The sequence below is a fragment of the Taibaiella chishuiensis genome (assembly GCF_003014535.1).
Lineage (GTDB): Bacteria > Bacteroidota > Bacteroidia > Chitinophagales > Chitinophagaceae > Taibaiella > Taibaiella chishuiensis.
In genome coordinates, this window is record NZ_PYGD01000007.1 from 284,970 (window position 1) to 299,259 (window position 14,290).

The following is a 14,290-nucleotide window of genomic DNA, read 5'->3' on the forward strand; positions in this document are numbered from 1 at the left end:
TATGCTTTATACAGCCCAAAAATGCACCCAAAACAAATATGCCTGCAATGAAATACCTAAGCGCCACTCTTACGTTCATCTTTATCCTATTTACAGGTAATTCCTACAGTCAGGTTGATGATGTGACATTTTTAATAAACAGAATCAAAGATAATTATGCTGGCTACGAGGACAAAGTAAAAGGAAATGAATTCGATAACTATGTGAAAGCCGTTCTGAGGGAAGAAAAAAAGGACACCTTCAAAATCCTGTCAAAAATTGTCATCTATTTTGAGAACCCTCACCTGCAAATATTTCATGCCAATTCACTTCAGGATATCAAAATAGACAGTACTTCATGTAAACAAAATCTTGAAAAAGTACGACACTATTTTAGCGACAATAAGAGCAAGAAGGAAGGCAGGGAAGGTTTTTATATCAATGACAAAAACAGTTCTGTATTAGCTTTAATTAAAGAAAAAGGCACACCGATTTCTTACAGTGCGTATATAATGGAAACTAGAAACCCTCCCTCAATTCCTTACGGTTATCTATTTGCCAAAATTGAACAGCAACCAAATGGGAAATTTCTTGCTGATTTTGTGACCCCCAGGGGCGCGATGAGGGTATTCATTCCAGTGATTTTCAGAAATGATTCAACTTTCACCACAAGTGACCTTGCTAAATGGCATAAGCTTAACGAGGATTATAGTAAACCGATCATTTCTTCTCTTTCCCCAATGGGATACTATACATTTGGAAAACTGCTAGATAAGGATAATTACCTTCTAACAATGTCAGATTTTCAAAAACCAAGTATTGAATTGGTGGATAGCATCATTAAAAAAGACTTCGAAATCATAAAGTCAACCAAAAATTTAATTCTTGATATCAGGGATAATTCTGGTGGAACAGTTAGAACATACCGCCCCCTTTATCAATTCGTATACACAAATCCAATCGTGGCAATTGGAGCCTATACTAAGTATAGTAAAGATTATTCCGAGCAAATGAAAGAGTCTTTGGAAAGGCTGAGAAACTCTCCAAAAATTGATTCAACCATCTTAAAATATCGTGAGGATCAGCTCAGGAAATCAAAAGGCAACATCGGAAAGTTTGTTCATGAACCGGGGGACACTTTGGTCATGGACAGTGTCATGGCTTATCCTAAAAATATTGCGATAATTATGAATTACGCAGTTGAAAGTGCAGGAGAAATGATGGTTTTGGACTTTAAACAAAGTAAGAAAGTCAAAACTTTTGGTGAGCCTACAATGGGTGCTGTCGATTATTTGAATACCTATAATACAATGCTTCCGTCGGGTAAGTACACTTTAATTTTGGCAACTACAAAACGAGAAATCCCGTCTGGGCAATCTCATCTTGATAAAACTGGTATTCAACCTGATGTGCCATTGCAGGACAGCGTTCCTGATTGGGTTGAATTTGTAAAGAACTATTATAAGAATGGAAATTAACGCAACAGAAAGTCTTGTCAATGGAGGATCAGTTCTTAAAGAAAAACAACGCCCATGGATTTTTCGATACCGTTGGCATTTTATCTTCTGGATAGTTTACTTTCTGTACAGCTTTGGAACCGATAAATTGAATATGGGTAAGTATATGTCTTTTTCGAAAGAAGCGATACTCATTTCAACCCATCACATTTATTTATTCTACACGCTGCTGTATTGCCTGAAAAAATTCCAAATCAAGCCGACACAAAAATTTGTGATTAGCATTGTACGATTCGCTATGGTAATTGGGGTGTTTCACTGCGTACGGATATTGGTTAATTTCCGCATTTTCCCTATGCTAAGTGAAGCAGAAGGCGTCGAGTTCTATGGCCTATCTGCCAGGGAACTAGCCATCAAAACCATTTTCTGGGTAACAGAATTTTTTATTAAATCATTCGCTTTCTTCTACTTTTTTAAATTTGAGGCGAAACAGGTACAACTCAGGAAGCTCCTAGTAGAATCTTATGAACAGAAGATAGCTTTAGATGCAAATAAGGTAAAGGCAGAAAAGGCAGAGCAGGTAAAAGCAGAGTATTCCAGATTAGAGACGACTTTTGTAAACCTTGTTCATGAGACCAAAACACCATTGACTATAGCCAATAATTGCATTTCAGAACATATAACTAAATACGGCAGTTCACCGGAGCTTGAACTTGGGATAAAAAGTTTGAATAAGTTAGGCAAAGATATTTCCAACCTGTTCGACATTGAGCGATTCAAAAGGGGAAAACAAATCTATCAAAATGACCAGATTTGTAATGTATCCGAAATTTTGACGGACAATATCGCTTTGTACGCTTTCTATGCAAAAAGGAAGAATATTGAGATTACCAACTCAATATCCGAAAACCTTTACTCGTTTGCAGATCCATCAGCGATTAACAGAATTGCTAATAATTTGCTTGAAAATGCGATACGATATTCAAATGAAAATACATTTATTAAAGTGGAACTTTCTTCAGATTCCAATAATCTATTTTTCAAAATTGAAGACCAGGGAATAGGAATTGAGGATGAAGATTTGGACAAAATATTTGTCCCACATCTGCAGTTAAACAAAAACAAAAGTAATACTCAAGGTCTCGGCATAGGTTTGCCGCTGGTAAAATCAATTATTGAGGATCTGCATGGTGAAATTTTGATAATAAACAAAAAACCAGATAACGAAAGGGGGGTAATTGTTCAGATCACTCTTAAGCGCGCAATCAGTTACGGTCAGGTGCCAGAATTTAAGGTGCCGGAGGACGGGATTATTATGGATGAACCAATTGAGATTTCCAACACCTTTATTGGAGATCAGTTTCCTGACTTGCTAATAGTTGAAGACAACAAGGAGCTTGGTAGTTACATCCTGTCAAAACTGGGACAAGAATTTAATGTTAAATTTGCCCTGAATGGACAAGATGCGCTTCAAAGCCTTAAAAATGGCATCCCTGATTTAATCATATCAGACATAATGATGGATATAATGGACGGTTTTGAAATGGCTAAAATCATTTCAGAAAACCCGAGCTATAACCATATTCCAATTATCTTTCTAACCGCAAGAAATAGTGAAAAAGATAAATTGAATGGATTCGCATTAGGCGCGGTAGACTATTTAGAGAAGCCTTTTTCTCTGGAAATTTTGCTTCAGAAAGTCAATTCGATACTTTCCAATCGTGAAATTCGAGATCAAAAGTTATTTAATGCGGCTTACCGATCTATGAAATCGCTCATAAAAACACCTGAATTCGTGAATAATGAGCTACCTGTCGATCATTTTGAAGCAAATTGCAGAAATTTTGAACTGACAAAAACGCAACAAGAAATTGCCCGAATGATAATTGATGGCAAGTCCATTAAGGAGATTGCAGAAATTCGATTTATTTCCGAAGGGACTGCAGACACCCATCGGAAAAACATATATGCTAAGGTTCAAGTCAGCAGCAAAATGGAGTTGCACAAAAAACTTACTACTTCAACCTTATCAGCAGGATAGCTTTACGATTTCGTATCATAAATATTTCAATAATCCAATCTATAGAGATTGGATTATTTTTTTGCCATCTATTTACCTGTTTAATTCTTATCCTGACACCGGAAGACACGCCTCACTGAAAATTCTAAAATTGATCAGAAAAACGCGAATAAAAGCGAAAGAAAAAAATAAGTCATTCATTTTCAACGAAAATACCCGGTTTTAGGTACCTAAGTCTGGGGATTCAGGTATTGTTTCAGCGCTGCTCTGCCCCTACTTTTGAATCATCAATCGGAAAAAAACAAGGATCTGAAATTATACATCAATTTGTTCTGGAGAGAAGAGAAAATTATTCATCTGACAATAAAACAAAATTTAAAGATTTTGTATTCCGGCCCGAATACAATTACAGGATGAAGCACCTAAACCTGGATAAAGCTGGTGTGCGCTGAACTAATTATTTCCACGGCGTCAAGATAGGAAATTAAAAAATTATACATTTATGAAAAAGTTAGAAGGAATGAAAAAGCCGCTTTTTGAAGCATTACCAAAGACTACCATGAATAAAGTACTTGGTGGTGGGGATTGGTGTGAGGAAACTACCGGCGCCGGTGGAAGGGAAGATGGACAGGCAAACTGGTCATCTGATACTATCCTGCGTGATGGGAATGGTGTTCGGGTTGGATTTCGTGCGGTAATGCTCTAGTTTTTAGATTTGAATTCCTGGTTAGGGACGCATGCGTGTCCCTAACCATTCAAAATGTGTTCAATTGTTCATAAATAATTTTCTTAAATGAAGCTGTTACTCCTAGTGCTCACAATTGCCTTTAGCAATTTTTTATACGCTAATCAGGTCTCTGATTATTTCAGTTTAACAAATGAAGCTGAGTTGTTGATTTGCAAGGAACAGCCAGAGCTTGCACTGAAACACTACGACAAAGCATTCCAACTAAATATGGAGCCGTTTGGAAAGGATGTTTACAATGCGTGGATATGTGCATATAAACAAAATGACACCGTCCGCTTTACAGCATACAGCAAGATCATAATAAAACGCGGAGCATTTTTACACGACTTTACGCATGAAAACTTACTAAATCAAGTACCAGGAGGCCCAAAGGTTGACAGGTTTTCAAACATTTGGCGCGCATTAAAATTAAAAATTCCCAAAAGCATTGATAGTTTAGTAAGGGCAGATTTACAAGCTATAAGAGATGCAGATCAGCCTCCGAGAAAATTTTTTATTGAAAAATGTAAAGGGCAATACAATATTTGCGGCAGAGATTCTCTGAATATTTTTGATTCACTTAACGTCCTGAGGTTAAAACAATTAATACTGGAGAAGGGATTTCCAACAGAATCCAAAGTTGGCTTTGAATCGGATTTCCCTGCAAACTCCCCCTTCTTTGATATTATCCTGCTACATGATCGCTCCTGGACAAATCGCCATACCCTGGACACGCTACTTTACAATAAAATAAAGACAGGTGAATTTCATCCGCAAAATTACGCGCTATTAAAAGACCAAAATATAAGCCGTTTTAAGGATACGGTTTCTTACTATCAAGACAACCCGTACTCCGTTTATGGCTCATTTGGAATTTATGTACTTGATAAGGAATTCTTCGCTGGAAAGCTGGTGAAATTTGATATTCAGAAAATTGACAAGGCACGTGCAGATATTTACCTGGAACCACTGAAAGAGATGTATGCGAAGGGTGCTTACCAATATAAAAATCAGGAATATCACTTTCTGGACTTTAAATACATGTTTATTGTAGATGATTTTCCGGAAGAGGCAAAAGAAAAAATCAAAACTAATTCTTTTACAAAAGCAGAAACAGATGATTTTAATTCTATCAGACTGCACAGATGTAAGTACGGATTACGCCATTGAATGGTTCAGGTATTGCCGCCTTCCATTCATTCGCCTCAATGATATTGATCTAATAAATACCGTGGTTTCGGTAGAATTCAAAGAGGGAAAACAAAATATCATCTTCAATCTAAAGGAACAGATTGTTTCACTTGATGAAATAACCGCCGTATGGTTCAGAAGAGGAATTCTAGGTTTCCAATCTAATTTTAAGAACATGTCTGCGCACTCTCAAGAATTAACTGATCAGGTGGTTGAGTTAATTAATCTTGAAAACAAAACACTGACCGATTTCGTCATCGCAAAACTGGCCCAAAAACAGGTCCTGAATAATCAGAATTCCTATAATATCAATAAGCTTCAAACTTTAGCATTCGCTCAGGAACTGGGCATAAATATTCCGGTTACAGCTATTGAAACTAATAGGAAAGCGGTCGATGCAGCGCTTAAACGACCTGGAGAACAGATCATAACCAAGCCAATTCAGGATATCTTTTGGCTGAACTACAACGGAAGAACCGAAGCGCAATATACGGCCCGCCTAAGTGACTATGAGGATAGACCGGAAAATTTTTATTACTCACTATTTCAGGAATGTATCGACAAGAAGTATGAACTGAGGATATTTTTTATAAATAATGATTTCTATTGTGCAGCTATATTCTCCGAATCAACTGATGGCAGGCATGATAGCTTCAAGGAAAAATTACCCAGGATAATTCCGTACCAGATCAGCGACAAACTTAAAACCCAACTGGCCGGGTTAGCGAAGCGATGTGAAATTAACTGTGGCAGTATTGATATGATCATAGATAAATCAGGTAAGCATTATTTTTTAGAAATTAATCCAGTCGGTCAATATGGAATGCTTAGTAAGCATTGCAATTATAATTTACATGAAAAGATCGCTCATTATTTTACCCATGAAAAAGAAATTATTTAGTCATATCGAATTAGAACAATTACCATTGAACTGTTCACTATTTACAATCCATGAAGATTCGACCACTTTTCAATCTCCACCGCCGAAGCTCATAGACTCTCCGTATCACCAAAATGAGTACTTAAAAAGAGGTGGAAATTTTTATAAAGCGATTATCCGTAGATACCATTTTCCTTTAGATAGTCCACAATGAAAATACTTACGATGTTCAGCTGCTGCCATTTTATCAAAGGAGCAAACAGAAGCCTTTTATTGGACACACAACGAGACAGCTATTATTTAGTACCCAATTCTATGCCGGACTTTATTTCTTCCGTATCTAATTTGGACCTCGATCATACGTTGTCTGAGTATGACCAGGGTGATTATGAGATTGCATTGCAGTATGTCGAATTTCTGATCAAGAATGATTTGGCTTTCTTTTGCGATTCAGCAGAGGAAGCGGCGGCTTTTCTCCCTATATCGATGGCCTGGCAGTATCCTTCGGAAGTGACAAACGCGGTAATAGAAGTGGACAATCTGGTTTTCATACCGGCAATAACCCATTGCATCGGCACCTTCTTTATTCCAACTCTCCATGTCATATTTCTTTGTCCGGTTGTTAATATTGACCATTTATGGAACCTTATTAAGCCTTTCAATGGATTGTCCAATAAATCAATTCAAATATCATTTGAAAACAAAGATCAAATAACTGTTGAACACCTGACAGATTTCTGTTATCATCATCCCAAGATCGAACTGATAATTGCCTTTAATTCGCAAATAGAAACTTCGGCAAAAATGTTCGGATGCTCGCTTGTCTTCACCAAACAGAAAGATTTTAGCAAAGCAGCGTGTGGCTCCATTCAGCAAGAGTATTTTAATACCGGTCTCAGGCACTTTACCGAGTCCATACAACACAATACCTGTTTAAATCGAAAAATCAGCATCGACTCAGAGGGTAACATAAAAAATTGTCCGTCGATGGTCGAAAGCTATGGAAAAATCTGGGATACAACAATTCTTCAGGCAATAGAAAAACCAGGTTTTAAAAATATGTGGAACATCTCAAAGGATGAGATTATGGTATGCAAGGATTGCGAATTCCGACACATTTGCACTGATTGCAGGGCATATTTAGAAACCCCGGAAAATCCTCATAGCAAACCACTAAAATGTGGCTACAACCCTTATAACAACACATGGACTGACTGGAGCATTAATCCGTTAAAACAACAGCCTATCATTTACTATGGCTTGAATGAATTGTAATTGTTATACAAATCAATCGTATGAATTACCAAATACTCTGCTTTCATAGCCTAAAGGGCATTCCGGACCTGATCGAAGCATTAGAAGTTCTAGACTCTGAGGAACACTTTCGCACGGGAGGAATTCAAACAACAAAAAAGGAACTTGCCAATAAAATACTGGAGCTCAATTCCGGGCTCTATATCTTGCGTCATGACTATGACGAAATTGCTTCTTACCAGGGCATTTCGACGGAAGAAGCAAGGGCGCGATTCGACTTCATACAAATTCACTCACAGGAAACAATACCCGGTATTTCAATGATATTATTTGATACGATAATTACAGTTGACATCCCATTCAAATCATTTGGTCAAAACCATGATGATATATTAATTAAGGTCAAACAGTATTTAAAACTGATTCTAAAAGAAACCGGATATTTTGCATTTGATGCTGAAGCTGAAATAGTCTATTCCTATGAAACATTAGGTAGCCTTAAATTCAATTTATTACGGGCAAAAGGTACCATCCCTCAACAGGCTGTGACCTTGAAAAAAGAGAAATCCTGGTGGAAATTTTGGTAGCCAGCCTTGCATAGAAATATATAGATATTTATTTGTTTGATAATTCTAATTTGATTAAAACTGTCTCTTTTTGTGTCCCCGTACGTCTGAGGATATTCCGGGATTAATCACTCCTAACATTTAACAGAACAATTTTCCCAAGTTTTATGATGATATATTTCTATATCTTCGCCAAAAACCCGATTCTATGCAAAAAATAACAATATTGTTATTTTGCCATATCGCGCCGTTCTGTCTACATGGACAGAACACTTCGGGCATATTGATACCTCAGCTACCGCAGCCCCCAACTACGGCCTCAATGCCCAGGTATAATAATTCATTCCAACCGCAGGATAATATGGCCGCCGAGACTCATTGGTCTCAATCAGTTCGTCCCCGGCAACAAATTTTACCTTTCAACTCTCCTAATGCAGACAAGCTTAAAGCAGAACAAGATCACCGTGAGGCACTATATCAGGCGTTGGAAAAGATTGACCGGACGCCAGTGCAGCGAACAGTAATGGAAAGCAATCTTGATACGATTCTCGGTAATGCCCCTGTAATTGGTAAGCCTCAGTATGAGGCAACAAAACAATTCTGGGATGCATTAGTGATCTTGTCTGATATGAAAGACGGCAAACGTCCCTTTTCTATTACTGAGGCAGTCTATACAGTTGAGAATGCATATTACAACAATAAGCTTTCTAAGGACAAATTTGCCCATGCTATTGAATCCAGGGCAAAGCTATGTGAACAGATCATTAAGCGAGAAGGTCTTAATCGGGACGATAATGTTACTAAGAACTATGCTATTCAAAAGCTATTTCAACAGGACAATATTTATAACGACACCAAGACCGGTAAAACAATAAAGATATCAAAGCTAGAATACGATTTTAAGGACTACATGGGGGATAGCAGCCATGCACAGATGTTCGTCAGTAAATTAATACAGACAGGAAAGGGACAATGCCATTCGATGCCTCTGTTGTATCTTGCTATTGCTGAACAATTAAAAGCCTCTGCTTATCTATCCCTTGCTCCAGAACATTCGTTTATTCGCTTTTCTGATGGTGATGGGAGCTTTTTTAATTTTGAGACCACAAATGGTTATGTTGTCTCGGATCAATGGTTATTACAAACAGGATACATTACTACGGCTGCTATAAAGAATAAGATATATCTTGATACCTTATCCCAAAGCCAGCTATTGGCTATGTGTATGTATGATTTGGCGATGGGTTATATTTATGACTACGGATATGATTGTTTCGCTGAAATTGCATTGAAGCAGGCATTACCGATTGATCCCAAAGGTATACAAGGGCAAATTATCCTAGGTAATATCTGGGCTGCAAAAACTGGCAAAGCCGTTAGGTATTACAATATTAAAACCAAGAATGATTTTGACAAAAATACTATCGCAACTGCACTTCAAAAGCGAATGTTCAATAGCTACAATATAATAGATGGATTAGGCTACCAGAAGATGCCAAAAGAAGCATATGCCAAATGGCTGAATTCTGTTAACAATGAGAAAGAAAAGCAGGACCTGCGGGAGCTGCAAAAACAAATGCAATACATTATAAAAAATAGCAAAGTAAAGCTTCTATCACCCGACAAAAAAGATTAATGATGAAATGTTGCATTCCTATTCTCGTTTTATTACTGTTGCCCTGTATATCAGTGGCACAAAAGTCCAACCCCTTTAAGTCCATCGGCAAAACAGCCAAAGTACAAACGTTATCCAACGGTAAGTATGTGGAATCATTCGATGATGAATTACTTCAGCGAGTGGGTACTGTTGTTATCAACAGACGTACAAAAAAGATTGTAGAAATGCTAGATGCAGATAAAGTCAATAATGAATCAGCTGATAACAGCACAGCATCCAGATGGTACAGTATAGATCCAATGGCTGAAAAATTTTACTCTCAATCGCCTTATAGTTTTGCGGGTAATAATCCTGTCTATTACGTTGATATAGCTGGTGCACTCCAATATCCTGCCAGCGATGCAAAAAAATTCACAGATAAATACCCCAATCTCACATCCTATCTTGTCAACAATATTCAAAATGATGTAATGACAAGTCCAAACATGCTAAAAGCGATGTCAAAGTACAGTGAAGGAAATTTAACGACTTCGCAAGTCAAAAAGGACATGCAATGGGGCGAAAAAACGAGTCCGACGATTGTTTTTTCGGATGGATATAAAGTTTCGGAAGATGGTAGGTCGGGCGTATTTGGAGAGTACACCGAGCAAAATAACACTATTAACATAAGCGCTGCTTTTGCCTCAAAAGTGGAGGGGATATTAGCTGGAAAAGGCACCACCGATGAAAAAACCGCAGCGTTGTTTGAGTTTTTAGGAACTGTTACACATGAAGAGGTTCATCGGGGTGACTATTTAGATGGGAAACGACAAGAAGCTACTGATAAGTCGGGATGGGGAAAAGAACCGGGTAACGCCTATACATCTGATGTTTTTGAGTCTCAAAACGTTGATGGAAATAGAATTCCAATAGGCTTAGGTATTCATGGAGATTCAAAAGAATTATTACAAATTCAAAAGAATGATGGTCGTACGGATTTAGTTCCGACCCTTCCTAATCCTCCTAAAAAGTAAATATGAAAGCAACGATCCTTATCTTAATCTCTATTATTTTTTTTAGTTATTCTTTTGCCCAAAAAGAGCAAGACAATTTCTTAGTCTCAAATCCAAGACAAAAAACTTTATATATCGGAATAGAAAATCCTTTACAGATCCTTACTAAACAGTATTCATGTAATGCCATAAAAATAAAAGTCGATAATGGAAAAGTAAGGCAGTTCAAGGAATCGTGTAGCTTCACAGTCAATCCTAATAAGCCAGGTCCATGTAAAATAGAGGTTTTCAAGGCAGCAAATCATAAGCTGGTGGGAAGTATAGAGTTTCAGTCAATGAAGCTACCAAAACCAGAAATTCAAGTAGCGGGGATGTCAAGCGGTGGAACGATTGCCAAAGGATTTATGCATGCTCAGCGTGCATTACAGGCAAAGTTAGATGGATTTGACATAGACGTAAATTATGAAATCCTATCATTCTGTATAATTATTATTCGAGGCAGAAATGTTGTCTTCAATCATGCTAACGTTGGTTCAAGGTTTAGCGGTGAAACGATGCAGGCCATTTCGGCAATTGAAGAAAAAGATCAGATTATATTCTGCTCTATTAAATATCGCGATCTTGATGGAGAACTTGGAACATTAAGTCCGGCGGAATATATAATCACAGACTAATTATGGACAAACGATGAGACTTATTCTTTCTCTTTTGATTATTGTTTTTTATGCGACAAATGCAAAAGCGAAGCATACTTTTATTAGTTGTTGCTCGAAACGGCAAGTAGCATATGTTGGACTAGAGAATACTGTAGAATTTGGTGTGGACAATTCATCATGTAGTAAGTACCAGCTAGTATCGAAAGATCTGGAATTTAAGCCGACAGAAAGCTCCTGTATTTTTACCATTACACCTGATCGACCGGGCAAATTTATAGTTTGGCTAAAAGATAAAAAAACAAACAAAACTGTATACGAGACCAAATTTAATGTACTCAAGCTCCCACCACCTGAAATTAGGTTCGCAAGCCAGACGAATGGCGAGTTGCATAAAGCGCACGCTAAAGCCCAAATTGGCCTAATTGCATCATTAGATGGTTTCGATATCAGTGTTAGGTTTGAAGTTGCCAAGTTTCTGATAATAATTATCAGAAACGGAGAAGTTGTATTTAGCAGAAAAAATATTGGTGCTATGTTTTCACCGGAGGTTAAAAATGGATTGAAGGATATTCAACCAGGAGACAAGCTAATTTTTGTTGACGCCAACTATAATGGCCCTAGCGGACATTCCGGAAATTTAAAACCCGCAGAATTTACCATCATAGAATAATGAAATATTTAATAAAGGGCATTTGGCTAATTATTCTTTTGCTTTCTTGTTTTGATTCCCGCTCGGAAGATCGCACAAGGTTTAGCAAATATCAATCCGCACTAGACAGTATAGTCTTTCTAACCAAAGAGAACTACAGAGGGGCATTTAAGAAAGCTATCTTTATGGTTGAAAGTACCTATCTTAATGATAAGCTCGATTACGAGGTATTGAATAAAAAATACATTCAGCTGGCAGCAATGGCATCCGCGTGGGGAAATGCAAATCGGTTGCAGAACTACACCCAGGCAGATAGTGTAGAAATAATCAAGAACCGAAGCATCTTCCAACTCATTAAAGATACGGTCAAAATACAAATGGAGAAAGATCTTATAGCATCTCTTCCATACCAGTATAATTTCGATGATTATGATGGTAAAAAAGATTGGTCGAATACTTTTGTTTACACCTTGCTCAAAACAGGTAAAGGCAATTGCCACTCTTTACCTTATCTCTACAAAATATTAGCCGACGAGTTAGGTGCCAAATGCTGGCTGGCCTTAGCCCCAAATCACATGTACATTAAGAATTATAGCAAAAGGGACGGTTGGTACAATACAGAACTTACCAGCGGCGACTTTCCTATTGACGCCTGGCTAACTACAACGGGCTACATTTCTCTCACCGCGATTCAGAATGGTTTATACTGTGATACATTGAGCAACCAGCAATCAATTGCCCTTTGTGCAATCGATCTGGCGAAGGCATACGAAAAAGAAACTAAGAATTATTATGATGGATTTATTCTACAGTGCTGTGATCTTGTGTTAAAGTATCATTCTGTGAATCCCCAAGCCTTATTATTAAAGGCTGAAACATTAAAGCGAATATATCAACTTCAAGATAAAGAAGGTGACAGGGAGGCTAAGAGTACTTATAATGACATGGAGAAGCTTTATGTAAGTCTCTATGATTTAGGTTACCGGGAAATGCCGGAGAAAATGTACAAGGACTGGCTCCGGTCTCTACAGACTCAAAAATCCATGTACAGCAATAGAAATATAAAAAAATAACCTTTCCGTTATAAATGATGAAAACAGAAGCAGAAATAAAATTTGATTCAATTATAAAATTAGCTTTTCAGGACACCCTTAAGCCATTAGGTTTCAAAAAAAGGAGCAACAATTTCTACAGGGTTAAGGGAGAACTTGGAAATGTTGTAAATATTCAGAAGAGTGCTCTCTATTCAAGGGAAATGATTCGTTTTACAATTAACGTTGGCATATTTGCTCCGAAGCATTGGTACGGATCATATTATAATGACGGTAAGGAATTGCCCACTTTCCCTCCACATTACGAATGTATCCTAAATAAGAGAATTGGCAAACTTAAAAAAGAGAATGACTCATGGTCCGATGTGCATGAGGACATTGAAATTGAATTTTTGATTAAAGAAATGCAAGATAATTTGAACAATCACATCATTCCATTTTTCAACGAGATTGAAAACTATGACGATGTTTTGTTACAACTGGAGACAAACCGTCCGAGACCGGACCTTGATCGCTTAATTCTGCTTGCAGAATTAAAATACACGGGAAAAGCTAAACAAGAATATCAAGATCTACTCAACGAGGCCTCGAATCCTCATTTCAGAGAAACGGTATTGAAGTATGGAGCCAGATTCTCCTTGGATTTAAAATAGACAATTCAATTTCCCAATTATAGAAATTTGAAAATAGATATCGAAATTCCTTGGATGTATTAAAGGGGATCAAAATAATACAAAACCACTTAAGCTAAACTTATTTTGTTGTTTTATCAACCTTTTCTTACCTTTACTATATACAAAGATGTTCTTTAAAACGATTACAACAAGCATTAATAAATGGGTGCCCAAAAAGGTGCCCTTGTGTTTGATAATCTCCTCAATACGGCTCCTATAGCCGATTTTAGTACGATATTGGTGATGCCAGCGGAATCACAAAGCCACTCTTCGGAGTGGCTTTTTTCGTTTATATCAGGCGGCAATCAGCGTTTTGAAAAATATTGAATTTAATATAATTCAAAAAAAACAACCATTGTGGTTACCATTTCAGTTACCCATTCCTTCACTTAAATTGGGTAATTGATTTTCTAAAAAGCTCTGCAGTTGGTTTTGGGAAAATCTGGATCAAGCAGAATTTCTGGGGATTAATAAAAAGCCTTGTTCTTAAAACGAATCATCATTTTGCCAGACCCCTATTTATTTGCTTAGCTATTCTTAGTGTCTCACTACGAATTTACATGGCCTGGCAGCTA

13 protein-coding genes are annotated in these 14,290 nt (G+C 37.3%); all 13 read left to right on the forward strand.

Annotation, left to right across the window (positions count from 1 at the left end; genetic code table 11):
- The first annotated feature begins 47 nt into the window (after window positions 1-47).
- The 13 genes from B0I18_RS18000 to B0I18_RS18055 all read left to right on the forward strand — a co-directional run bounded on the left by B0I18_RS18000 (window position 48) and on the right by B0I18_RS18055 (window position 13,694).
- Window positions 48-1,457 (forward strand): S41 family peptidase, encoded by a 1,410-nt coding sequence (locus B0I18_RS18000; RefSeq protein WP_181358510.1) that lies wholly within the window; start codon window positions 48-50, stop codon window positions 1,455-1,457.
- Window positions 1,447-3,477: a response regulator gene (locus B0I18_RS18005; protein WP_106524128.1), complete on the forward strand. Its 2,031-nt coding sequence runs from the start codon at window positions 1,447-1,449 to the stop codon at window positions 3,475-3,477. The genes B0I18_RS18000 and B0I18_RS18005 overlap by 11 nt, the downstream gene beginning before the upstream one ends.
- A gap of 481 nt (window positions 3,478-3,958) precedes the next feature.
- Complete coding sequence (locus B0I18_RS18010) at window positions 3,959-4,162, forward strand: hypothetical protein (protein WP_106524129.1); 204 nt, start codon at window positions 3,959-3,961, stop codon at window positions 4,160-4,162.
- Window positions 4,163-4,249: 87 nt separating this feature from the next.
- Window positions 4,250-5,353, forward strand: a complete 1,104-nt coding sequence (locus B0I18_RS24985) for a hypothetical protein (RefSeq protein WP_146146797.1) — start codon at window positions 4,250-4,252, stop codon at window positions 5,351-5,353.
- A complete protein-coding gene (gene gwsG, locus B0I18_RS18015) occupies window positions 5,301-6,275 on the forward strand; it encodes a grasp-with-spasm system ATP-grasp peptide maturase (RefSeq protein ID WP_181358511.1) in 975 nt (324 codons plus the stop codon). The genes B0I18_RS24985 and gwsG overlap by 53 nt, the downstream gene beginning before the upstream one ends.
- Window positions 6,276-6,464: 189 nt before the next feature.
- The gene (gene gwsS, locus B0I18_RS18020; RefSeq protein ID WP_106524131.1) at window positions 6,465-7,529 is read left to right on the forward strand and encodes a grasp-with-spasm system SPASM domain peptide maturase; all 1,065 of its coding nucleotides are present in this window, start codon (window positions 6,465-6,467) and stop codon (window positions 7,527-7,529) included.
- A gap of 20 nt (window positions 7,530-7,549) precedes the next feature.
- A complete protein-coding gene (locus B0I18_RS18025) occupies window positions 7,550-8,095 on the forward strand; it encodes a hypothetical protein (protein WP_106524132.1) in 546 nt (181 codons plus the stop codon).
- Between the two features lie 187 nt (window positions 8,096-8,282).
- Complete coding sequence (locus B0I18_RS18030; protein ID WP_106524133.1) at window positions 8,283-9,710, forward strand: hypothetical protein; 1,428 nt, start codon at window positions 8,283-8,285, stop codon at window positions 9,708-9,710.
- A gap of 2 nt (window positions 9,711-9,712) precedes the next feature.
- On the forward strand, window positions 9,713-10,705 hold the full coding sequence (locus B0I18_RS18035; protein WP_181358512.1) for a hypothetical protein: 993 nt from the start codon (window positions 9,713-9,715) through the stop codon (window positions 10,703-10,705).
- A 2-nt stretch (window positions 10,706-10,707) separates the two neighbouring features.
- A complete protein-coding gene (locus B0I18_RS18040) occupies window positions 10,708-11,358 on the forward strand; it encodes a GldM family protein (RefSeq protein ID WP_106524135.1) in 651 nt (216 codons plus the stop codon).
- A 13-nt stretch (window positions 11,359-11,371) separates the two neighbouring features.
- On the forward strand, window positions 11,372-12,010 hold the full coding sequence (locus B0I18_RS18045) for a GldM family protein (RefSeq protein ID WP_106524136.1): 639 nt from the start codon (window positions 11,372-11,374) through the stop codon (window positions 12,008-12,010).
- Window positions 12,010-13,062, forward strand: a complete 1,053-nt coding sequence (locus B0I18_RS18050; RefSeq protein WP_106524137.1) for a hypothetical protein — start codon at window positions 12,010-12,012, stop codon at window positions 13,060-13,062. The genes B0I18_RS18045 and B0I18_RS18050 overlap by 1 nt, the downstream gene beginning before the upstream one ends.
- Window positions 13,063-13,076: 14 nt before the next feature.
- Complete coding sequence (locus B0I18_RS18055) at window positions 13,077-13,694, forward strand: DUF4304 domain-containing protein (RefSeq protein ID WP_106524138.1); 618 nt, start codon at window positions 13,077-13,079, stop codon at window positions 13,692-13,694.
- The last annotated feature ends 596 nt before the right edge of the window (window positions 13,695-14,290 follow it).